At 73.5% G+C, this 20,777-nt stretch carries 21 protein-coding genes; 13 read left to right on the forward strand and 8 right to left on the reverse strand.

Going from position 1 to position 20,777, the window contains the following annotated elements; genetic code table 11:
* Window positions 1–241: 241 nt before the first annotated feature.
* From DRB96_RS20110 to DRB96_RS20120, 3 genes are all read left to right on the forward strand, one after another.
* Entirely contained in the window at window positions 242–1,750 is a 1,509-nt protein-coding gene (locus tag DRB96_RS20110) for an FUSC family protein (RefSeq protein ID WP_112449696.1), read from the forward strand.
* 273 nt (window positions 1,751–2,023) lie between these two features.
* A complete protein-coding gene (locus tag DRB96_RS20115; RefSeq protein WP_112449697.1) occupies window positions 2,024–3,172 on the forward strand; it encodes a nitric oxide synthase oxygenase in 1,149 nt (382 codons plus the stop codon).
* 82 nt (window positions 3,173–3,254) lie between these two features.
* A complete protein-coding gene (locus DRB96_RS20120) occupies window positions 3,255–4,343 on the forward strand; it encodes a lactonase family protein (RefSeq protein ID WP_112449698.1) in 1,089 nt (362 codons plus the stop codon).
* Between the two features lie 106 nt (window positions 4,344–4,449).
* Here DRB96_RS20120 and DRB96_RS20125 read toward each other — a convergent pair whose 3' ends face one another.
* Window positions 4,450–5,361, reverse strand: coding sequence for a hypothetical protein (locus tag DRB96_RS20125; protein WP_112449699.1), 912 nt, complete (start codon window positions 5,359–5,361; stop codon window positions 4,450–4,452).
* Window positions 5,362–5,515: 154 nt separating this feature from the next.
* The gene (locus DRB96_RS20130) at window positions 5,516–6,202 is read right to left on the reverse strand and encodes a uracil-DNA glycosylase (RefSeq protein WP_112449700.1); all 687 of its coding nucleotides are present in this window, start codon (window positions 6,200–6,202) and stop codon (window positions 5,516–5,518) included.
* Between the two features lie 154 nt (window positions 6,203–6,356).
* Here DRB96_RS20130 and DRB96_RS20135 point away from each other — a divergent pair, with 154 nt between their 5' ends.
* From DRB96_RS20135 to DRB96_RS20150, 4 genes are all read left to right on the forward strand, one after another.
* Window positions 6,357–6,920 (forward strand): class F sortase, encoded by a 564-nt coding sequence (locus tag DRB96_RS20135; protein WP_112449701.1) that lies wholly within the window; start codon window positions 6,357–6,359, stop codon window positions 6,918–6,920.
* A 24-nt stretch (window positions 6,921–6,944) separates the two neighbouring features.
* Entirely contained in the window at window positions 6,945–7,595 is a 651-nt protein-coding gene (locus DRB96_RS20140) for a PH domain-containing protein (protein ID WP_112449702.1), read from the forward strand.
* 84 nt (window positions 7,596–7,679) lie between these two features.
* Entirely contained in the window at window positions 7,680–8,291 is a 612-nt protein-coding gene (locus DRB96_RS20145) for a VanZ family protein (RefSeq protein ID WP_275432081.1), read from the forward strand.
* 44 nt (window positions 8,292–8,335) lie between these two features.
* Complete coding sequence (locus DRB96_RS20150; RefSeq protein ID WP_112449704.1) at window positions 8,336–8,545, forward strand: PspC domain-containing protein; 210 nt, start codon at window positions 8,336–8,338, stop codon at window positions 8,543–8,545.
* Between the two features lie 6 nt (window positions 8,546–8,551).
* Here DRB96_RS20150 and DRB96_RS20155 read toward each other — a convergent pair whose 3' ends face one another.
* From DRB96_RS20155 to DRB96_RS20165, 3 genes are all read right to left on the reverse strand, one after another.
* Window positions 8,552–9,328, reverse strand: a complete 777-nt coding sequence (locus tag DRB96_RS20155) for a hypothetical protein (protein ID WP_239516270.1) — start codon at window positions 9,326–9,328, stop codon at window positions 8,552–8,554.
* Window positions 9,329–9,494: 166 nt separating this feature from the next.
* Complete coding sequence (locus DRB96_RS20160; protein ID WP_112449706.1) at window positions 9,495–9,755, reverse strand: hypothetical protein; 261 nt, start codon at window positions 9,753–9,755, stop codon at window positions 9,495–9,497.
* A gap of 139 nt (window positions 9,756–9,894) precedes the next feature.
* Window positions 9,895–11,043, reverse strand: coding sequence for an adenosine deaminase (locus DRB96_RS20165; protein WP_112449707.1), 1,149 nt, complete (start codon window positions 11,041–11,043; stop codon window positions 9,895–9,897).
* A gap of 114 nt (window positions 11,044–11,157) precedes the next feature.
* Here DRB96_RS20165 and DRB96_RS20170 point away from each other — a divergent pair, with 114 nt between their 5' ends.
* Window positions 11,158–11,877 carry an alpha/beta hydrolase gene (locus tag DRB96_RS20170; RefSeq protein ID WP_112449708.1) on the forward strand — a complete coding sequence of 240 codons (720 nt, stop codon included), beginning with the start codon at window positions 11,158–11,160 and terminating at the stop codon, window positions 11,875–11,877.
* A 348-nt stretch (window positions 11,878–12,225) separates the two neighbouring features.
* Window positions 12,226–13,371 carry a helix-turn-helix transcriptional regulator gene (locus DRB96_RS20175; RefSeq protein ID WP_239516269.1) on the forward strand — a complete coding sequence of 382 codons (1,146 nt, stop codon included), beginning with the start codon at window positions 12,226–12,228 and terminating at the stop codon, window positions 13,369–13,371.
* Here the strand turns inward: DRB96_RS20175 and DRB96_RS20180 are convergent.
* Window positions 13,292–14,248 carry a LysR family transcriptional regulator gene (locus DRB96_RS20180; RefSeq protein WP_112449709.1) on the reverse strand — a complete coding sequence of 319 codons (957 nt, stop codon included), beginning with the start codon at window positions 14,246–14,248 and terminating at the stop codon, window positions 13,292–13,294. The two genes, DRB96_RS20175 and DRB96_RS20180, sit on opposite strands and share 80 nt — an antisense overlap.
* 99 nt (window positions 14,249–14,347) lie before the next feature.
* Between DRB96_RS20180 and DRB96_RS20185 the strand changes: the two genes are divergently transcribed.
* The 4 genes from DRB96_RS20185 to DRB96_RS20200 all read left to right on the forward strand — a co-directional run bounded on the left by DRB96_RS20185 (window position 14,348) and on the right by DRB96_RS20200 (window position 19,025).
* Window positions 14,348–15,661: an MFS transporter gene (locus DRB96_RS20185; protein ID WP_112449710.1), complete on the forward strand. Its 1,314-nt coding sequence runs from the start codon at window positions 14,348–14,350 to the stop codon at window positions 15,659–15,661.
* A 67-nt stretch (window positions 15,662–15,728) separates the two neighbouring features.
* On the forward strand, window positions 15,729–16,952 hold the full coding sequence (locus DRB96_RS44745) for a DUF402 domain-containing protein (RefSeq protein WP_239516268.1): 1,224 nt from the start codon (window positions 15,729–15,731) through the stop codon (window positions 16,950–16,952).
* Between the two features lies 1 nt (window position 16,953).
* A complete protein-coding gene (locus DRB96_RS20195; RefSeq protein WP_239516267.1) occupies window positions 16,954–17,931 on the forward strand; it encodes an RNA-binding protein in 978 nt (325 codons plus the stop codon).
* A gap of 92 nt (window positions 17,932–18,023) precedes the next feature.
* Window positions 18,024–19,025: a sigma-70 family RNA polymerase sigma factor gene (locus DRB96_RS20200; RefSeq protein ID WP_112449711.1), complete on the forward strand. Its 1,002-nt coding sequence runs from the start codon at window positions 18,024–18,026 to the stop codon at window positions 19,023–19,025.
* Here DRB96_RS20200 and DRB96_RS20205 read toward each other — a convergent pair.
* Window positions 18,921–19,256, reverse strand: coding sequence for an STAS domain-containing protein (locus tag DRB96_RS20205; protein ID WP_239516266.1), 336 nt, complete (start codon window positions 19,254–19,256; stop codon window positions 18,921–18,923). The genes DRB96_RS20200 and DRB96_RS20205 overlap by 105 nt on opposite strands.
* Window positions 19,257–19,429: 173 nt before the next feature.
* On the reverse strand, window positions 19,430–20,707 hold the full coding sequence (locus DRB96_RS20210) for a thymidine phosphorylase (RefSeq protein WP_112449712.1): 1,278 nt from the start codon (window positions 20,705–20,707) through the stop codon (window positions 19,430–19,432).
* Window positions 20,708–20,777 lie beyond the last annotated feature (70 nt).

Raw genomic sequence — 20,777 nt, forward strand, 5'->3', positions numbered from 1 at the left:
AAGATCGCGAGGCCGGACTGTGCCAATGGCCCACCCCATGAGCGGAGAGTTGAGCCAACAGGCCTCCGGATGGTTATCTGTGTCTTATCCATGTATCTACGGCGCCACGCAGCGCCGGACGGCAACGAAGCCGCTCCGGACCGTGGCGCCTTCGCCGTGCCCTTCGCCGCCCACCACCCCCGGGCGACAGGCGGTCCGGCGTGTTCCATCGCAAGGGGGGCGGCACACCGCCGTGAAGAGGATGTTCGTGGCTCCGGATCCGGGGCGGGCAAGACTCAGGAACTCGTCCCGGGCCGTCATCGGCGTCGCCCTCGCCGTGCTGGCGGCCGAGCTCTGCGGGCTCTCGCTCGTCGCGTCGATCACCGGCGGACTGGCCGCCCTGCTGGCCCTCTTCACGGTCACCGACGCGACCGTGCGCGCCCAGCGGATCACCACCGTCCTGCTCCCGGCCGCCGGCTTCCCCGTCCTGGCCCTGGCCACCACCCTGCACGGGGCGCCGTTGGCCCGCGACGCGGCCTTCGTGGCCGTCGTGTTCGCCGGCGTCTACGCGCGGCGGTGGGGAGCACGGGGGCACGCCCTCGGCATCTTCGCCTTCATGAACTTCTTCATCACCCAGTTCCTGCACGCCCGGCCCGGGCAACTGCCCGAGCTGTACGCGGCCGTCGGACTGGCGCTGCTCTCGGCCGGAGCGGTGCGCTTCGTACTGTGGCCGATCGAGAAGCGCACCCCGCCCCCGGCCGCCCCGCCCGCGCCGCCCGGTACGGGGCTGGCCCGGCCGACCACCCGGCAGGCCTTCCAGGCCACCGCCGCCTGCGCCGTCGCGCTGTCCGTGGGCCAAGTGCTCTCCGAGGACCGCTGGTACTGGGCGGTCGGCACCGCCTGGTGGATCTTCGTCAACACCGCTTCGCGCGGCGAGACGCTGGTCCGCGGCTTCCGCCGGGTCCTCGGCACGGTGATCGGGATCGGCGCGGGCCTCCTGATCGCCATCCCGCTGCACGGGGCGCCCGCGCCCACGGCCGCCCTCGTGGCCGTGTGCGTCTTCGCGATCTTCTACACCGCCGCCGTCTCCTACAGCTGGATGATGCTGGCGGTCACCGTGATGGCGGGCCTGCTCTACGGACTGCTGGGCGTGCTCGACCCCGGCCTGCTCGTGCTGCGCCTGGAGGAGACGGCCGTCGGCGCGGTGTGCGCCGCGCTCGCCGTGGTCCTGGTCCTGCCGGTCACCACCCACGCGACGAACGACCTGTGGATCCGGCGCGCGCTGCGCTGCGTGCGCACCTGCACGGCCGAGGCCGCCGCGCGGCTCGCCGGCTCACCCGTCGCCGACCCCGCCCCGCACGCCGCGGAGCTGGAGCTCTGCCTGGGCCGCGTCAGGCTCTCGCTGGCCCCGCTGGTCCATCCGCTCAGCCCCTACCGCGGGCGCAAGGCCAGGGCCCGCCGCGTGCTGGCGCTGCTCGACGAATGCGCCGTCGAGGTGCGCGGGCTCGTCTCGGTGGCCGCGGACCCGGACGCCAGCCACGACGCCCGGCTCGCGGCGGCCTGCTGGCGGGTCGAGGCGGCCGTCGAGGCGCTGCTCCCGCCGGAAGCGGAAGCCGAACGCGGTTCGGCGGACCGGCAGACGGCCGCGGCGGGCCCCGGGCGGCCCGCGGCCGAGCCCGCGCTGGCGCATCTGCACGGCCTGGAGCGGCTCCTGGCCCAGCTCGACGGACCCCTGCGCAGCCCCTCGCGCTCCCCGCTGGTCGGCGCCTGACCGAAGGGCGCGGCGGACCGCGCGACGTGGGGTCGGGGGCCCGCGGCCACGAGCGGGAGGGAGAGCGGGAAGACGGGCGGATGGTACGCCGCGCCGCGCTCCGTCCGCAGTCATACCGGTGAAGATCACACGGAGGAGTGTTCCGGGCTCGCCTCCCGCACAGCGCTGACCTGCGGCCTGTACAACGGGTGATTGTTCATTGCACATTCATCCGGCATGGCCCCTTCATGTCACGCGGGGTGGATCTGGTCGGACAGGGGGTAACCGCCCGGAATGGAAATACTTCAACAGCGCTCCACCACCGCTCAGGTGTGGGAAGCGGCCGAGGAGTTCATCCGCCTGTTCCACCGGGAGAATCCGGACGCGGGTGATCCGCGCGAGCGGCTCGCCGCCGTGCGGGCCGAGCTGGCCGACACGGGCACGTACCGGCACACTCCCGAGGAGCTGGTGCACGGCGCCCGAGTGGCCTGGCGCAACAGCAACCGCTGCATAGGCAGGCTGTACTGGAACTCGCTGAGGGTCCGCGACCGCCGCGGGCTCACCGACGCGGGGGAGATCGCCGACGAGTGCTTCGAGCACCTGCGGGAGGCCACCAACGGCGGCCGGGTCCGGCCCACCATCACGGTCTTCGCCCCCGACGCCCCGGACCGTCCCGGACCGGTGATCTGGAGCGAGCAGCTGGTCCGCTACGCGGGCTACGGGGACCACCCCTCCATAACCGTCGGCGACGCCCGCAACGCCCCGCTCACCAGCGCGCTCCTCGAGCTGGGCTGGTCCCGCGGCGCCGGCACCCCCTTCGACCTCCTCCCGCTGGTCGTCCAGGGGGTCGACGACAAACCCCGATGGTTCGACGTCCCGGCGGACGCCGTACTGGAGGTGCCCATCGAGCACCCCGACGGGACGGACGGCGGGGACGGCTGGACGGACTGGGGCCTGCGCTGGCACGCGGTACCCGCGATCTCCAACATGTGCCTGGAGATCGGCGGCATCCACTATCCGGCTGCCCCCTTCAACGGCTGGTACATGGGCACCGAGATCGGCGCCCGCAACCTCGCCGACACCGACCGCTACAACCTCCTGCCGGCCGTCGCCCGGCGCATGGGCCTCGACACCGCCAGCGACCGCTCGCTCTGGAAGGACCGCGCGCTCGTCGAGCTCAACCGCGCGGTGCTGCACTCCTTCGACCGGGCCAAGGTCACCATCGCCGACCACCACACCGAGTCCAGGCGGTTCCTGACCCACGTGGAGAAGGAGGAGCGCAAGGGGCGCGACGTGGGCGCGGACTGGTCCTGGATCGTGCCGCCGATCTCCGGTTCGGCCACCCCGGTGTTCCACCGCACGTTCGAGGACAACCCGAGCGCGACGGCGTACGTTCACCATCCCGGCGCGCAGGAACGGGCCCAGGGACGGGACTTGGTCTAGACCCTTCTGTTACCGTCGCTCCCAGGGGGCACCTCCCAGCGGTAGCTGGGGGAGGATCCGGAACGGCTGAGAGGGGTCTCCCGTGGGCGACGCGAACAGTGGTGGGGGCGGCACGGACCGCACGCCCCCCGGCGGCGGACACCGGGCCTGGATCGGCTCGTTCACCTCGGGGGGCGGCCGCGGTGTCACCACCGCGGCCGTGGATCCGGCCACCGGAGCGCTGACCCCGCTCTCGGCCACGGACGCCGTCGCGGACCCCTCGTACCTCGCCCACGACCCGGGCGCCGGCGTGCTCTACGCCGTGAGCGAGACCGAACGCGGCGCGGTGGGAGCCTTCCGGACCACCGACGGGGGACTGACCGCCCTCGGCGCCGCCGTCCGCGTCGGCGGCGCCGGCCCCACCCACCTCAGCGTGGCCGGGCGCCGGCTGCTGACCGCCAACTACACCTCCGGCAGCGTCAGTAGCCTCCCGCTCGCCGCCGACGGCTCCGTCCACGGGCCGGCCTCCGTACTGGCCCACCACGGCTCGGGCCCCGACACCGGCCGGCAACGGGGCCCGCACGCCCACCAGGTGCTGCCCGACCCCACCGGCCGCTGGGTGCTCAGCGTCGACCTCGGCACCGACTCGGTACGGGTCTGCGCGCTCGACCCGGCCACCGGGGCGCTGCGCGTGCACGCCGAGACCGCCCTGCGCGCCGGGACCGGCCCCCGGCACCTCGCCTTCCACCCACTGGGCGCGGTGGTCTACGTACTGCACGAGCTGGATCCGCAGCTGACCGTCTGCCGCTGGAACGCGGAGTCCGGCGAGCTCCAACCGGTCGCCGAGGTTCCGGTCGCCTCCACGGGCGCTCCAGGGGCCGGAGCGGCCTACCCCTCGGCGGTCGTGGCCTCGCCCGACGGCCGTTTCGTGTGGGCCGCCGTCCGCGGCGCCGACACCATCGCCACCCTCTCCCTCGCCGGCGGCGCCGAGAAGCCGGAGCTCACGGGCACCGTGCCGTGCGGGGGCAGCTGGCCGCGCGACCTCGCCGCCGACCCGTCGGGGCGCAGGCTCTACGCGGCCAACGAGCGCTCCGGGGACGTCACCTGGTTCGACGTGGACCAGCTGACCGGGCAGCCGCGCCGGGCCGGCTCGGTGGCTGTCCCCGCCGCCACCTGCGTGGTCTTCGGCTGAGGCCGGGACCGGTCCCGGCCCCGGGTCCGGCCCCGTACGCGCGCATCGGCCCGCGCCCCGGAACTCCCGGGCGCGGGCCGATGCGTACGGCATGAGCGGGCGGGCGTCAGTGGGCGGCGCCCTGCGGGATGCCGAGGGCCGCGGAGTACTGCGCGACGGCGAGCTTGCCGAGCGCGGGATAGGCGCCGAGCACCTCGGCGGCGCCGCAGCCGGCCTCCTTGCAGGCGGTGTCGAGGAGCCCCTCGGTCGCCTCCGGGCCGATCAGGTAAGGGGCCAGCGCCAGCTGGGTGGAGCCCTCGCGGCGCAGCTGGTCGGCCGTGGCGGCCACCGAGCCCTCCTCGTCCAGCGCGGCGGCCATGACCGGCACCGCGAGGCGGGCGGCCAGCAGCATGCCGGTGATCCCGGCGGCCTTGACGGCCTCCTCGCCACCGGTGGTGCCCAGGACGATGCCGTCGGCGGCCGTGGTCACGCTGAAGAGCCGGGCCCGGTCGGCGCGGGCGAGCCCGGCCTCGGAGAGCCGCACGTGCAGGCCCTCGGCGAGCAGCGGGTGCGGGCCGAGCGCGTCGGCCAGCTCGGCGGCGGCCGAGGAGTCCATCAGGGCCTGGCGCATGCGGCGCAGCAGGTCCCCGTCGGGGCCGGCCAGCAGGGGCACGACCACGGCGTCGGGTCCGGTCGGCGCGGGCACCTCGTGCCCGGCGGCGCGGGCGAACTCCGCGCGTGCGGCACGGTCCCGCGCGACGGCGGTCAGCACGCCCGACAGGGACGGGAACTCGGTGGCGTCGTCACCGTCGAGGAAACCGACGCGCGCGTCCAGGCCGGGCAGCTCGGACCGGCCGATGCTGATGATCTCTTCCGCGAGCCCCAACGAGGAGGCCGAAGGGGCACCGGGCACGGCGAGCACCAGCGCGGGCGCGCCCTCGGGCGCCACCGCGGGCTCGGGCCGGCGGTGCCGTCCGGTCTGGCGGGGTCGCGGCATTCGTACGGGCAGGCCATTTGCGGGCCCAGTGGGGGAGCTCATGGCGCCGCATGCTACTGGCTTATCGGAACCGGGTGTTCGGGCAGGGCCTTATCGGGCGGCATCTGTCCGTATTTATCCAAGGAATGTCGTATACGCTTCAACCGTTCGGTCACCCAGGCGGCCCGCCCGGTCACCCGCCCGGTCACCCGACCGGTCAACCGGCGGCGGGCAGCCGCCAGTCCACGGGCTGCGCGCCCTGGCGGACCAGCAGGTCGTTGGTCCTGCTGAACGGCCTGGAGCCGAAGAACCCGTTGTCCGCGGACATGGGGGAGGGGTGCACCGACTCCACGGCCGGCAGCTCGCCCAGCAGCGGCCGCAGATTGCGGGCCTCGCGCCCCCACAACACCGACACCAAGGGCTTCCCGCGCGCCGCGAGCGCGCGGATGGCCTGCTCGGTCACGGCCTCCCAGCCCTTGCCGCGGTGGGCGTTGGGCTTGCGCGGGGCCGTGGTGAGCGAGCGGTTGAGCAGCAGGACGCCCTGCCGGGTCCACGGGGTCAGATCCCCGCTCCGGGGCCGGCCCGTCCCGAGGTCGGCGTGCAGCTCGCGGAAGATGTTGTCCAGGCTCGGTGGCCACGGGCTCACTTCGGGCGCCACCGAGAAGGAGAGGCCGATCGCGTGCCCCGGTGTCGGGTACGGGTCCTGCCCGACGATCAGCACCTTCACCTCGTCGAAGGGCTGCTGGAACGCACGCAGGACGTTCGCTCCGGCCGGGACGTAGGTCCGGCCCGCCGCGATCTCCGCGCGCAGGAAGTCGCCCATGGCGGCGATCTGCGTCGCCACCGGCTCCAGAGCGCGGGCCCAGCCCGGCTCGACGATCTCGTTCAACGGTCGTGATGCCACGGGCGATCACTCTACTGGCCCAGTCCGCGTCCCGGCACCGCCGCCCCCGCGCGCGGCCGTTGTCGGTTCGATACCCGTTCGCAACGCCATCGAGTGGTCCAACTCCCCTTCCCGAACGTCACATCCAGCACCGATGACGTTCAAGGGAGACGGAATGAAGCTCCATGGGGGCCGCAGGAGAACGTACGGCAGGCTGATCGCCGCGCTCGCCGCCGGCGGCGTACTGCTGACCGGCTGCGGAGGCGCGGGCGGAGGCGGGGGCCCCCTGGCCGCCTCCGAACCGGTCCGGGTGCGGATCCCCTCGGCCGGGGTGGACACCTCGCCGGTGCTGCGGCTCGGGCTGGCCGCCGACGGCTCGGTGCAGGTGCCCTCCGTGGCGGACGGGGACAAGATCGGCTGGTACACCGGCGGCGTCACGCCCGGCGAGACCGGTCCGGCCGTGCTGATCGGCCACTTCGACACCGCGCGCGGCCCGGCCGTGCTGCGCGACGTGTCCCGCGTGCGCACCGGCGACGAGATCACGGTCACCCGGGCGGACGGCGCCGCCGCCGTCTTCCGGGTCCGCGAGCTGGAGCAGGTCGACAAGAGGCACTTCCCCACCGACAAGGTGTACGGGAACACCCCGCGCCCCGAGCTGCGCCTGATCACCTGCGGCGGCGAGATCAAGGACGGCCACCGGCCCGACAACATCATCCTGTATGCCGATCTCGTGGGCTGAGACGGCGTGAGGCAGAATCGGGCCATGAGCAGCGAGCAGCCCACTGACGAGCCGGCGTACGCAGACCACGTCTACCGCTCACCCATGGCCACGGTCACCGGCGTCCTGATGCTCGCGCTGATCGGGTGGCTCTGCGGGGACACGGTCGTGCGGGGCGGCGGGAACACTCCGTGGATCGCCCTCGCCGTCGCGCTGCTGCTCGCGCCGCTCGTCGTGGCGTTCACGATCCGGCCGGCCGTCTTCGCCAACGCCGACCGGCTGCGCGTGCGGAACCCGTTCCGGATCATCGAGCTCCCCTGGGCCGCCGTCGACTCCGTGCGCGCCACGTTCTCCGCCGAGGTGCTGGCCGAGGGCTCGAAGTACCAGCTGTGGTCGGTGCCCGTGTCCCTGCGGGAGCGCAAGCGGGCGAACCGGGCCCAGCAGGGCGGCCGGCCCAGCCGGCTCGGCGGGCTCATGGGGCGGAGCATGACCGCGCCCGGGGACGGCGGGACGCAGCCGGACGAGGTGCGGCGGGCCGCGGCGGACCGCACCGTGGACGAACTGCGCGAGATGCACGAGCGCGGGGCCTCGCGCTCCGGCGCCCAGGGCAGCGTGAAGGTGACCTGGTCGTACGAGATCATCGCGCCCGCCGTGATCGGCGCGCTGATCCTGATCGTGCTGCTCGCCACGGGCTGACCGGCGCTTTCCTCCGGAACCGCGGGCACCGCGCGGCGCGTCCCTTCAGGTGTGCACCGTCTCAAGGGCAGCGGCAACGCCGCTATTCACCCGCGGACCCGGCTCCTCGCCGCGGTCCTGCTGGCCGCTCACCTCCTGCTCGTCGGCTGGCTGATGCTGCGCCCGCTGGACGTGCCCTGGGCGGCCGCGCCCAATCTGACCCCGCTGGACGGGATCCGGGCCGACCTGTCGGCCGGGCCCCTGGAAGCGGCCCGGCGGATCGGCGGGGCGCTGGCCCTGCTGGCCCCGATCGGGGTCCTGCTGCCGCTGGTCAGCGGGCGAGTCGAGCTGTCGCCGCTGGCCGCGTGGTCCTCGCTGGCCCGGACGGCCGCCGCGGGCGCGCTGGTGTCGGTGGGCGTGGAGATGCTCCAGACCGTGGTGCCGGGGCAGGTGGTCGATGTCGACTCGGTGCTGCTGAACACCCTCGGCGTGGTGCTCGCACACGTGGCCGTCGTGCCGGCGCTGCGGGGCCGGCTGCGGCGGTCTCGGGCGGCTTCCGTCTCCGTGGCGGGCGCCGGGGCCGGTTCCCGGGCCGGTTCCCAGGGCGGCTCCAGGGGTGGCTCCCCGGCCGGTTCTCAGGGGGCTACCCCGAGAATTCCCAGGGTCGGGCTCGGCCCCTGGACCGACGTTCTCTCCTCGATTCAGCGGGAGTATTGAGGCATCGCGGGAAAGCCTCCCGCGAAAACGACTGAGGAGAGACCATGAGCGCCCTTGCCCGCCCCCGTGACGGACGATGGATCGGCGGAGTCTGTGCCGGTCTGGCGCGCCGATTCGGAATATCCGCGAACACGATGCGCACCATCTTCGTCGTCTCGTGCCTGCTCCCCGGCCCGCAGTTCCTGATCTACCTGGCGCTGTGGGTGCTCCTGCCGAATGACAAGACGAGCGCCTCCGGCTCCGCCGCCTGGTAGTCGGGGTCAGCGGGCGGCGCGGACCTTCTGGAGCTGCTTGTCCGTGACCTCGTGCGGGACCTGGGGGGTCTGCCGGCCGCCCGTGACGTTGAGGGCCATGAGGCGCACGACGGAGTCCCCCTGGCGTACGACGACGACGTGCACCTGTGCGGCGGCGCCCTCGGCGGAGGCGCTGGTGGTCCAGCTGACGCTCTCGTCGCCGTCGGTCTTGTAGTCGGCGGCCTTCACGTCGCGGTAGCTGCCGCTCTGCTTCTCGACGGTGGCGGTGAAGCCCGTGCCGCAGGCGGCGACGGCGTCCCTGAGCCGGCTGATCAGCGCCTTGGCGTCGGATTCGGCGTAGGAGCTGACGGAGGCGGAGATCGCGAGGCCCATCTGCTTCTGGGAGCCGACGCCGCGGTTGACCGTCTCGCGCGCGGCCGGGTCGGGCTTGTCGCCCATGATGTCGGCGAGCGGCTGACAGGCCTTGCGGTCGGACTGGGGCTGACCGTCGGGGGCGTTCGGGTTCTTGCCGTTCGCGGAGATCTGGTAGCCGGGCAGGTCGCCCTGTTCCAGGGCGGAGCGCTCCAGCCTGGTGCCGGCCCGCTTGGGCGCGGCGGAGGAGCCCGTGGCCCCGGTGGATCCCGCGGCTCCCGAAGAGTCGGCGGCCGCCGTGTGGCCGGGCGCGCTCGCGGAGCCCTTCTGGTCCGGGGACTTGCCGGGTGCGGGAGTGTGCGTACTGCTGCAGCCCACAGCCGCGAGCAGCAGGGCGGGGAGCAGTGCGGCCGTGGCCGTTGATGCCTTCATGTGCATGATCGAGACCTCATACCCCGTGCTTCGGTGGGCAGTTGGCGGTGATCCTGGCACATGCCGCGACGCGGCACACACCTGCTCGAAGAGGTGTGCACCGCGCGGGCGTGCGTGCGAATCGCGTACGGATCGCGTACGAATTCCTCGCGGGATCCGGAGCGGATCAGGCGCCGAGGCCGCTGGTCGGCAGACCGCCGAGCAGACCGGTCACCGTGCCGAGCGCGGCGGCCGGGTCCGTCGCCTGGGGGGCCTGCTGGCCGCCCTCGGGGCTCACGTGCTGCTGGCTGGTGAGGCCCTGGACGGTGCCCAGCGCCTCGCCGAGACCGACGGCGGGGACGGAGGCCGAGGCGGTCCCGCCGGCGACGGCGGCGAAGGCGGCACCGAGAGCGGCGACACCGAGGGTCTTGGCAGCTGACTGCTTCATGAAGGATCGTCCTTGCGACGGGGAAATGAGCGGCTCCGCAAACTAGTCACTTCAAACCCCCGCCCGCAAACATCATTAAATACGAGAAAGCGCCCGGGAATTGCTCCCCCCGGGCGCTCTCAGTACGTCATTCCATGGCCTACGCCATGACAGAACCGCTGGTCGAAGCGGTCTGCTGGAACAGCCACTCCGACTTCAGCTCCGCATAACCGGGCTTGATGACCTCATTGATCATGGCCAGTCGTTCATCGAAAGGAATGAACGCGGACTTCATCGCATTGACGGTGAACCACTGCATGTCATCCAGCGAGTAGCCGAAGGCGTCGACCAGGTGCTCGAACTCGCGGCTCATGCTGGTGCCGCTCATCAAGCGGTTGTCGGTGTTCACCGTGAGCCTGAAGTGCAGCTTTCGCAGCAGCCCGATCGGGTGCTCGGCATACGAGGCGGCCGCGGCCGTCTGCAGGTTGGACGTCGGGCACATCTCCAGGGGGATGCGCTTGTCCCGGACGTAAGAGGCCAGGCGCCCCAGCGTCACGGAGCCGTCCTCGGCCACCTCGATGTCATCGATGATCTTCACGCCGTGACCGAGGCGGTCGGCGCCGCACCACTGCAGCGCCTGCCAGATCGACGGCAGGCCGAAGGCCTCGCCCGCGTGGATGGTGAAGTGGTTGTTCTCGCGCTTGAGGTACTCGAAGGCGTCGAGGTGGCGGGTGGGAGGGAACCCGGCCTCGGCGCCGGCGATGTCGAAGCCGACCACGCCGTTGTCGCGGTAGCGGTTGGCCAGCTCCGCGATCTCCAGCGCGCGGGCGGCGTGCCGCATCGCGGTCAGCAGCGCGCCGACACGGATGCGGTTGCCGTTGGTCCGCGCGCGGCGCTCGCCCTCGCGGAAGCCCTCGTTGACCGCCTCGACGACCTCTTCGAGGGTCAGGCCGGCTTCGAGGTGCTGCTCGGGCGCGTAGCGGATCTCCGCGTACACGACGCCGTCCTCGGCCAGGTCCTGGGCACACTCGGAGGCCACCCGGAAGAGGGCCTCCTTCGTCTGCATGACGGCGCAGGTGTGCGCGAACGTCTCCAGGTAGCGCGGGAGGGAGCCGGAGTCCGCGGCTTCCCGGAACCAGGTGCCGAGCTTGTCGGCCTCGGTCTCGGGAAGGTTCTCGTAGCCGACCTTGTGGGCCAGCTCGATGATGGTCCCGGGGCGCAGTCCACCGTCGAGGTGGTCGTGCAGGAGCACCTTCGGGGAGCGGCGGATCTGATCCGGGGTGGGCAGGTTGGGGGTCTCGCTCGTCATCTGCGCACTCTAGCTCCTACGCGCGTAGAGCAGTGAGACGGTGCCCGGAGGCGATATGTAACAGTGACCGCGCGGACGGGTGGCGTACACCTCGGCGTCTGAGACTGTTCCGTCATGGCACAGCATGCGCCGTCGGCGCGCGGGGCCCGTCTCGGGCGGGCGGCCGGCGCGACCGGCCCGGTCTCTACGGTCAGTGGTGTGGTGCTCCTGCTTCCCGGGGCGTCCAGACTGTCCCCCGGTCCGGTACGTCCGCTCGCGCGGGCGCTGGCCCGCGCGGGGATGGCGGAAGGCCTGGTCGCGCACCAGGTCGTGCACGGCGGGGGCAGCCGCGAGGAGGACGCCGCCTGGGCGGCGGACGAGGTGGTCCGCCGGTACGGAGACGTGCCGGTGTGCCTGGCCGGATACGACGCGGGAGGCCGGGCGGCGCTCGCCGCCGCGGGCCACGAAGCCGTCAACTCCGTGCTGGCGCTGGCCCCTTCGCTCCCGAGCCAGTCCGCGACCGACTCCCCCGAACCGGTGAAGCAGTTGTCGGGGCGCCAGGTGCTGATCGTGCACGGCACCAACGACGCGCGCAGCGACCCGGAGCTGTCGTTCCGGCTGGCGACCCGGGCGAAGAAGGCCAACCGCACGACGTGCCGCTTCGAGGTGCACTCCGACGGGCACGGGCTGCGCGAGCACCAGGCGGAGGTCGTCGCGCTGTCCGTGGACTTCGTCCTGGGCTCCGTGTTCTCCGGCCGCTACTCCCGCCCGGTCACCGATGCGCTGGCGGCTCCGCCGCCGCTGGGCCTGCGGATGCCCCTGGCCTCCGGCTACGGGCGCTTGCTGCGCAGGTAGGCCGTTCCTCTCGGATCCCGCCGGCCGGCCCACGACAGGCCCGCGGCGGGCTCGCGACAGGCTGGGGTCTGGTGGTCGCGCGGCGCGTCCGCACCGGCCGGTCCGTCCCCTCACGGTCGGATGGCGCGATCGGCTCCGGCGCGACCACCAGAGGCACGCACCCGCGTACGGGCGCGACGCCGTGACGGCGAAGCGCGGACCCAATGACGCCCGCGCCCTCCCCCGAGAACGCCGTGGTACCACTGTGCCGGTTCGGCATATATTCACGATGATCCAGGGGCATCGTCTTGACGCCTTGCGGGAACACGAGGGGTTTACGAATCGGTATAGGCCGGGACGAATATGCACATGCCAGCAGATGAAGCGGAGCAGTTGAGCCCCGTCGCCCTGCGCCTGTACGGGTACGCGGCCGAGCGGCACGCCTTCACCGAAGCGGAAGCCTCCCTCGCCCTCGGCGAACCCGCCGCGGCGGCCGTCGCCGAGCTCGCGGCGGCCCACCTGCTCCAGCCGCGCCCCGAGACCTGCCGCAACGGCACCGTGCGCGAGCGGCGCTGGAGCGCGGTCTCCCCGCGGGCCGCCACCGCCCGCACCCTGGCCCCCCTCACCCTGCGGATGCGCGAGACCCACGACGAGATGGACCGGCTGCGCGCCCGTCTGGAGTCGCTGATCCCGCGGTACGAGGCCGGCAGCACCCAGCGCGACCGGGACGGGGTGGACGGCCTGGAGCTGGTCACCGACCAGGCGGCGCTGCAGAACCTGATCCGCGAGCTCGTCGGTTCGGCCGAGCGCGAGGTGCTCACCTGCCACCCCGGCGGCGGCCGCTCCCCGGAGATCCTGGAGCAGGCGGTCGGCCGGGACGAGGCGATGCTGGCCCGGGGCGTCGGGCTGCGCACCATCTACCAGCACACCGCCCGCTACTCCCGGCCCACGGCCGCCTACGTCGAGCGCGTCGCCGCGCTCGGCTCGCAGGTCCGTACGGTCGGCGACGGGCTGATGCGGATGATCCTGGTCGACCAGCGCACCGGCCTGCTGGAGGTCCGCGACGACGACAAGGCCGCCCTGCTGGTGCGCGAGCCGAACGTCGTGCACTTCATGGTGCAGACCTTCGAGCGTTCCTGGGCCCAGGCGGAGCCCTTCGCCACCACCGTCGGCCCGGACCAGGCCCGCTCGATCTCCGAGGAGCTCCGCCAGACCATCGTCCGGCTCCTCGCGGAGGGGCTGGAGGACAAGGCCATCGCGCGGCGGCTCGGCATGTCCGAGCGGACCTGCCAGCGCCACATCGCGGAGGTGATGCGCGCGGTGGGCGCCAAGTCCCGCTTCCAGGCGGGGTTCCTGCTGTCGGCGGCGGCCGGTGCGGACAGGGCTGCCGACAGGGCTGCCGACCTGGCCGCAGACCTGGCCGCCGGCGGACCGCTCACGCCTCCGGCCGAGGCTCCAGGGGCTCCGCCAGCTCCGGGATCAGCCGACCCCGACGGGACAGCAGGAACCGCTTGAACTCCGCCACCGGCGGCGTGTCCGGATGCCCGTCCCGCCAGGCCACCCCGATCTCGCGGACGGCGCGCGGGGCGGTGACCGTCAGCTCGACCACCCCGGGCCTGGCCACGGCGGGCGGCGGCAGCAGCGCGACGCCGAGCCCGGCCGCGACGAGCCCGCGCAGGGTCTCCGCCTCCTCCCCCTCGAAGGCGACCCGGGGCGTGAACCCGGCCTCGGCGCACAGGTCGTCGGTGATCCGGCGCAGGCCGTAGCCCGGCTCCAGGGTGACGAAGGTTTCCTCGGCGGCCTCCGCGAGCCGGATCCGCTTGCGGGTGGCGAGGCGGTGGTCGTCGGGGACCACCAGGCGCAGCCGCTGCTCGTCCAGCCGGCGGGCCACCAGGTCGGGGGCGTCGGGCAGCGGCGAGGTCAGGCAGAGGTCGAGCTCGCCGGCCCGCAGCTTCTCCAGCATGGCCTCGCCGTAGTTCTGGACCAGGGAGAACCGCACGCCCGGATGGTCGGCCCGGAAGGCCCGGATCAGGCCGGGCACGGTCTCGGAGCCCAGGGTGTGCAGGAACCCGAAGGCGACCTTCCCGAAGGCCGGGTCCGCGTCCTGCTGGAGGGAGCCGGCCGCGCGGGCGATCTCGGCCAGCGAGCGCTCCGCGGAGGCGAGGAAGGAGCGGCCGGCCGTGGTCAGCGCGACCGTACGGCCCTTGCGCGCGAACAGCGTGACGCCCAGGTCCTGTTCGAGCCGGACCATGGCCCGCGACAGGGTGGACTGGGGGACGCCCAGCTCATGGGCGGCGCGGGTGACGTGCTCGTGCCGGGCGACGGCCGCGAAGTACGCGAGGCGCGGGGCCAGCGCATGTGTCACAGCCATGTCTTCTTCGTAACGACTCATCGATATGCGCCTATCCGACCTGCGGTGATGCGGGGATGGATTGATTATCGCGAATTTGTGCATTGGACGCATGAAACGGGCCGCTCTACGGTCGGAGACATGCCTCCCGCTCATACCGGGGCACCCGCCACCGCGGGTGCCTCCACCCCGTCGTCTCCCGCAGCGCCCGTCCAGGGCCCCGCCACCGCGGCGGCGCCCGCCGCCGAGGCGCACGAGCCCGGCCGCCCCGGCTACCGCCGCCTCAGCCTCGCGCTCTTCGCCGCCGGACTGGCCACGTTCGCCCTCCTCTACTCCACCCAGGCGCTGCTGCCCGCGATCTCCGCGGACTTCGGCGTGACGGCGGGTCAGGCCAGCTGGACGGTCTCCGCGGCCACCGGCGCGCTCGCGCTCTTCGTCCTGCCGCTCAGCGCGCTCTCGGAGCGCTTCGGCCGGACCCGGATGATGACCTGCTCGATGGCGGTCGCGGTCGGCGTCGGCCTGCTCGTGCCGTTCGCGCCGAACCTGGAGTGGCTGATCGCGCTGCGCGCCGTCCAGGGCGCGGCGATCGCCGGCATCCCGGCCTCCGCGATGGCGTACCTGGCGGAAGAGGTCAAGCCGAAGGCACTGGTCGCCGCGATCGGCCTGTTCGTGGCGGGCAACTCCATCGGCGGCATGAGCGGCCGCCTCGTCACCGGCTGGGCGGCGCAGGCGTGGGGCTGGCGCGGCGGGGTGCTGACCGTCGGCCTGATGTCGCTGGCCTGCGCGGCGGCCTTCCTGGCCCTCCTCCCCCGGGCCCGGTTCTTCCGGCCGGCCTCACTGAACCCGCGCGCGGTGGGGCGTACCGTCGCCGGCCATCTGCGCGACCCGCTGCTGCTGCGGCTGTACGGGATCGGCGCGCTGTTCATGACCGTGTTCGGGGCGGTGTACACCGTCATCGGCTACCGGCTGGTGGACGAGCCGTTCTCCCTCGGACAGGGCGTCATCGGCTCGATCTTCCTGGTCTACCTGGTCGGTACGGCCTCCTCGGCGGCCGCCGGTCAGCTGGTGGCCCGCACGGGCCGGCGCGGAGCGCTCTACCTGGCGGTGACCACGACCGCGCTGGGCCTGTTCCTGTCCCTCGCGGACTCCCTCACCGCGATCCTGCTGGGGCTGGTCCTGATCACGGCGGGCTTCTTCGCGGGCCACGCCGTGGCCTCGGCCGCGGTGAGCCGCACCGCGAAGACGGGCCGCGCGCAGGCCTCGGCGCTCTACCAGTCGGCGTACTACGTCGGCTCCAGCGCCGGCGGCACGCTCGGCGCCCTCGCCTACCACTCGGCGGGCTGGGCGGCCACGGTCACCATCGCGCTGCTCGCGGTCGCCGGCGTCGTCTCGATCACCCTGTACGGGTCGCACGCGGCCCGCGCGGCCCACGCGGCGGCGCTGCCCGCCCGCTGACGGCCTGACGCGATGGCGCACCGGCGCCCTGCCGTACCGACGGACCCGGGTGGCATGATCGCCGGTCATGCCCCTAGTCAACTTTCATCTGGTCCTCGGTGACACGGTCAGCATGATCTGTCCGGCCCGCGTCGTGGAGGACCGCCCCGACGGCCTGCTGCTGTGGATAGCCCCGGGCTCGCCGGTCTGGCGCGCCGAGCTCCCGCCCGGCGCCCACCTGCGGGACCTGCCGCCGGGCGGCTCGTACCCGCTGCGGGCGAGCCGGTGGCGGCGCGGGGGCGCGCTGATCCTCCAGCCGGCCGGGGCCGGGCACGCGGTGTGGTGGACCTTCACCGAGGAGCAGGAGTTCCGGGGCTGGTACGTCAACCTCGAGTCCCGTGCCCGGTCCGGTGCGGATGTCCGCGTGATCGACCAGGAGCTGGACATCACGGTCACCCCGGACCGGGTGTGGCGGTGGAAGGACGAGGAGTCCTTCGCCGCGAAGACGGGGCACCCGGTGTACTGGACCGCGGCCGAGGCCGCCGGGATACGCGCGGAGGGCGAGCGCGTGGCGGCGCTCGTCGAAGCGGCCGCCTTCCCCTTCGACGGCACGTGGTGCGATTTCCGCCCGCCGGCGTCGTGGACGGTGCCGACCCTTCCGGCGCTGCCGCTGGGCGAGGTCACCGTTCCCTCGGGGGTGCTCGTCCTGGGCAAGGCGGGCTGGATCGACTACCGGCGGGACGGGGACGGGCCCTGGTCCGAGCAGGCCTTCGCCGCGGCGGCAGCGGGCGGCGGCCACGTCCACGACGGCGAGGCCGCCGCGCCCGCGACGTGGGGGTACGAGGCGATGGCCGTCCCGGCCGCCACCGACCGGCCGCTCCCGGTCCGGGCGTGGACCGCGCCCTCCCCGTTCGACGGCGAGCCGGTGATCTCGGTCCTCGAGGTCGCGCTCGGCCTCCCTTGGGACCACGCAGCCCACGGCCCCGGCCCGGTCCCCCTCGGCGACCTCCCGGTCGACCGCTGCGGCATGGTCCTGGGCGACGCCCGGGCGCTGGACGCGTTCGAGGGCCGGGGCGGAGAGTGGCGCGCAGACCGGGCGGACCACCCGCTGCGGGCCGGGGTCGTCGAGGTCGGGGGGTGCCGGGTGCTCGGGCTCGGGTGGGACGGTGGGGACCACTCCATGCGGCACCGGGGGGAGCGGGCGTACGGGCAGGTGTACCCGGTGTCGCTGGAGGAGCGCGCGGGTGAGAGCGTGCTGCGGTGGACCATCCCGGCGTACGGAGCGCCGGGCGACGGGGAAGACGAGGACTGACGTGCCGTTCCTGCCCTACGCCTACCGGGTGACCAAGTACGACCCCGCCGACCGGGCGCCCGACGGGACCTACCGGGGGTCGGAGGACACCGACAGCGACCACGGGCCGGTCGAGGCCGCGTACCTGGAGGCCGTCGCGGCCTTCGCCGACGAGAGCGGGATCGAGGCGCTCACCGTGCGGGAACCGCGGGTCCCCGGCGGGTCCGGGTCCGCTCACTTCGGGCGGGAGCCGGCGGTGGAGGGGTACGGGCTGACCAGGCTGTTCCCGGGCGGCCCGGCCGGTTTCCACGACGGGGCGCGGGTGACGGTACCGGTCGCGCTCGAGCTCCTGCGCGGCATGCTCCGCGGCGACGGCCCCTACTGCCGACTGGAGGGGGCGGAGGGGGCGCGCGAGGTCTTCGCCGTGGAGGTCGGGTGGGACCTGTACGTCTACGTCGGCTCCCACACGTCCTGCGAGGGGGCCGTGGCCCGCACCTGGGAGCTCGGGATCTTCGCGGAGCCGATCGAGGTCTCGCCGTACGAACCCGAGTTCGACGGCCCGTACGAGCTGCGGCCCGCCGACGAGGGGTTCTGGGAGCAGGTCCGGGCGAGCGCGGCCCGCGGCGAGGCGGGACTGATCGAGGAGCAGCACGCCTGGACGCGCTGGCACCGGATCGGCAGCGGCAGGTCGCTCGACGCCGTGCGGGCCGGGCTCGCGCCGCGCGCGCTCCTGCACGTCTGGCCGGGGCTGTCGGCCGACACCGCCGGGCTGCTCGCGGGGCTCCCCGGGGAGTTCAGCCTCGAGTGCGTGTGGGAGGACGCGGACGGCCGGATCTCGAGCGCTCACGTCGACGAGGAGGACCGCGCGGAGCTGGCGCAGGTGCTCGCCGGGGCCCGGGCCGCGGCACTGCTGCCGGTCTACGCCGACGAGCACCACCCCCTGGTCACCGCCGTGCTCCCCGACGCGGACGGGGTGGTGCGGGCCCGGTGGGCACGCTAGGGCGACGTTTCGCCACCGCGTGCCGGGCTGCGGTTGTCAGAGGCCTCGGGTAGTTTCCGAAGCATCCACAACCAGTAGGGGGATCAAGGGACATGACGGAGACCACCGACCTCGGACCCGGGCTGGACGCCGCGCTGGACCGGTACCGCGTCGAACTCACCGGCTACTGCTACCGGATGCTCGGCTCCGCCTTCGACGCCGAGGACGCGGTGCAGGACACGTACATCCGTGCCTGGCGCAGCTTCGCCACGTTCGAAGGGCGCTCCTCCCTGCGCTCGTGGCTGTACCGGATCGCCACGAACGTCTGCCTGGACCTGCTGACCGCGGGGAACAAGCGGGCCCGCCCGATGGATTTGAGCGCCCCGCAGCACCAGGCCTCCGCCCAGCTCAACGAGCGGCCCGAGGTGACCTGGCTGGAGCCGGTCCCGGACGGCCGGGTGCTGCCGCAGACCGCCGACCCGGCGGAGATGGCGCTGGCCAAGGAGTCCGTACGCCTCGCCTTCGTCGCGGCGCTCCAGCACCTGCCGGCCAAACAGCGCGCGGTGCTGATCCTGCGCGAGGTGCTGGCCTGGAAGGCGGACGAGGTCGCGACGCTGCTGGACACCACCGTCGCGTCGGTCAACAGCGCCCTGCAACGGGCCCGGGCGACGCTCGCCGCCACCCGCATGCGCGAGAGCGAGGCCGCGGACCCACTGGACAGCGACCAGGCGAAGCTGCTGGAGCAGTACCTCTCCGCCTTCGAGGCGTATGACATCACCCGCCTGACCGCCCTCCTGCACGAGGACGCGGTGCTGTCGATGCCGCCGTTCGACCTGTGGCTCCAGGGCCACGCGGACATCGCGGCCTGGCACCTGAACCAGGGCATCGGCTGCAAGGGCTCACGCCTGGTCCCGACCACGGCGAACGGCATGCCGGCCTTCGGCCAGTACCGGCCCCGCGAGGACGGGCGGCCGGGCTGGACCCCGTGGGCGCTCCAGGTGCTGGAGGTGTCAGACGGGAAGATCGTCGGGCTCAACGCCTTCCTCGACACCGCCCGGTGGTTCCCGCTCTTCGGGCTCCCCGAGCAGCTCGACGAGTCCTACGAGGTCCAGTAGGGCGCGCAGCGCGGGGCCGGCCCCGATGACCCGGAAGGGCCGGCCCCCTGCGGCGAGCCGGAGCCTGGCCAGGGCCTCGACGGCGGCGAGGCCGGGGGCGGTGACGGCCCCAGCGTCGCACTCCACGGCCGTGGCCCCGTCCTCGTACAGGCGGGCCAGGCGGGCGCACAGCCGCGCGGTGTCGTGTCCGGCCGGGCCGGGTCCGGGCAGTACGAGCCGTCTGATCGTCACGTGGGGGTGACTCCCCCACCTGCCGGAACTCATCGGCGGGCGCACGGAACGGCCGGATGAAGCCTGCCCACCGGGCCACCTGTGCCGGCTGGAGCACCGGCGCGGGCCCGGGCACGGCGAAGCCCTCCCCCTCATGGAGCCGGGGAAGGGCTCGGCCTCGGTCCTGCGCGGTGTTACGCGATGCGGTCCAGGACGATCGGGGTCGCCGAGAAGGCCGTGCCGGCCGCGGCGATGTCGAAGGTGCCGTCCAGCGCCGCGAGGGCGTAGTCGAACTTCTCCGGGGTGTCCGTGTGCAGGGTCATCAGGGGCTGGCCCGCCGTGACCGTGTCGCCCGGCTTCGCGTGCATCTCGATGCCCGCGCCCGCCTGGACCGGGTCCTCCTTGCGGGCGCGGCCCGCGCCCAGGCGCCAGGCGCCGACGCCGACGCCGTACGCGTCGAGGCGCGTGAGCACGCCCGACGCGGGGGCGGTGACCACGTGCTGCTCGCGGGCCACGGGCAGGGCCGCGTCCGGGTCGCCGCCCTGGGCCGCGATCATCCGGCGCCACACGTCCATCGCGGAGCCGTCGGCCAGCGCCTTCGCCGGGTCGGCGTCCTTGATGCCCGCCGCGTCCAGCATCTCGCGGGCCAGGGCCAGGGTCAGCTCGACCACGTCCGAGGGGCCGCCGCCGGCCAGCACCTCGACCGATTCGCGGATCTCCAGCGCGTTGCCGGCGGTGAGGCCGAGCGGGGTGGACATGTCGGTGAGCAGGGCGACCGTCTTGACGCCCGAGTCGGTGCCCAGGCCCACCATGGTCCGGGCCAGCTCGCGGGCGTCCTCGATGTTCTTCATGAAGGCGCCGGTGCCGACCTTCACGTCCAGGACGAGCGAGCCCGTGCCCTCGGCGATCTTCTTCGACATGATCGAGGAGGCGATCAGCGGGATGGCCTCGACGGTGCCGGTCACGTCGCGCAGCGCGTAGAGCTTCTTGTCCGCCGGGGCCAGGCCGTCGCCGGCCGCGCAGATGACGGCGCCGGTGGTCTCCAGGACGTGCAGCATCTCCTCGTTGGAGAGCAGCGCGCGCCAGCCGGGGATGGACTCCAGCTTGTCCAGGGTGCCGCCGGTGTGGCCGAGGCCGCGGCCGGAGAGCTGGGGCACGGCCGCGCCGCAGGCGGCGACGAGCGGGGCCAGCGGCAGGGTGATCTTGTCGCCGACGCCGCCCGTGGAGTGCTTGTCCGCGGTCGGGCGGGAGAGGGAGTCGAAGTTCATCCGCTCGCCGCTCGCGATCATCGCGGCGGTCCAGCGGGCGATCTCGGTGCGGTTCATGCCGTTGAGCAGGATGGCCATCGCCAGCGCCGACATCTGCTCGTCGGCGACCACACCGCGCGTGTACGCGTCGATGACCCAGTCGATCTGCTCGGGGCTCAGTTCACCGCGGTCCCGCTTGGTGCGGATGACGGAGATGACGTCCATGGAAGTGCTTCCTTCTACGCGCATAGAGACAGGAGAGGGGTTACCGGTGACCGGTGGTGGAAGGACGGCG

Origin of the sequence: Streptomyces sp. ICC1, from assembly GCF_003287935.1 — a bacterium.
GTDB classification, from domain to species: Bacteria; Actinomycetota; Actinomycetes; order Streptomycetales; family Streptomycetaceae; genus Streptomyces; species Streptomyces tritrimontium.

Coding starts and splice junctions, on each gene's coding strand:
- DRB96_RS20110 (WP_112449696.1), top strand. CDS start 242: ATGTTCGTGGCTCCGGATCCGGGGCGGGCAAGACTCAGGAACTCGTCC.
- DRB96_RS20115 (WP_112449697.1), top strand. CDS start 2,024: ATGGAAATACTTCAACAGCGCTCCACCACCGCTCAGGTGTGGGAAGCG.
- DRB96_RS20125 (WP_112449699.1), bottom strand. CDS start 5,361: ATGAGCTCCCCCACTGGGCCCGCAAATGGCCTGCCCGTACGAATGCCG.
- DRB96_RS20135 (WP_112449701.1), top strand. CDS start 6,357: ATGAAGCTCCATGGGGGCCGCAGGAGAACGTACGGCAGGCTGATCGCC.
- DRB96_RS20140 (WP_112449702.1), top strand. CDS start 6,945: ATGAGCAGCGAGCAGCCCACTGACGAGCCGGCGTACGCAGACCACGTC.
- DRB96_RS20150 (WP_112449704.1), top strand. CDS start 8,336: ATGAGCGCCCTTGCCCGCCCCCGTGACGGACGATGGATCGGCGGAGTC.
- DRB96_RS20155 (WP_239516270.1), bottom strand. CDS start 9,328: ATGAAGGCATCAACGGCCACGGCCGCACTGCTCCCCGCCCTGCTGCTC.
- DRB96_RS20160 (WP_112449706.1), bottom strand. CDS start 9,755: ATGAAGCAGTCAGCTGCCAAGACCCTCGGTGTCGCCGCTCTCGGTGCC.
- DRB96_RS20165 (WP_112449707.1), bottom strand. CDS start 11,043: ATGACGAGCGAGACCCCCAACCTGCCCACCCCGGATCAGATCCGCCGC.
- DRB96_RS20170 (WP_112449708.1), top strand. CDS start 11,158: ATGGCACAGCATGCGCCGTCGGCGCGCGGGGCCCGTCTCGGGCGGGCG.
- DRB96_RS20175 (WP_239516269.1), top strand. CDS start 12,226: ATGCCAGCAGATGAAGCGGAGCAGTTGAGCCCCGTCGCCCTGCGCCTG.
- DRB96_RS20180 (WP_112449709.1), bottom strand. CDS start 14,248: ATGAGTCGTTACGAAGAAGACATGGCTGTGACACATGCGCTGGCCCCG.
- DRB96_RS20185 (WP_112449710.1), top strand. CDS start 14,348: ATGCCTCCCGCTCATACCGGGGCACCCGCCACCGCGGGTGCCTCCACC.
- DRB96_RS44745 (WP_239516268.1), top strand. CDS start 15,729: ATGCCCCTAGTCAACTTTCATCTGGTCCTCGGTGACACGGTCAGCATG.
- DRB96_RS20200 (WP_112449711.1), top strand. CDS start 18,024: ATGACGGAGACCACCGACCTCGGACCCGGGCTGGACGCCGCGCTGGAC.
- DRB96_RS20210 (WP_112449712.1), bottom strand. CDS start 20,707: ATGGACGTCATCTCCGTCATCCGCACCAAGCGGGACCGCGGTGAACTG.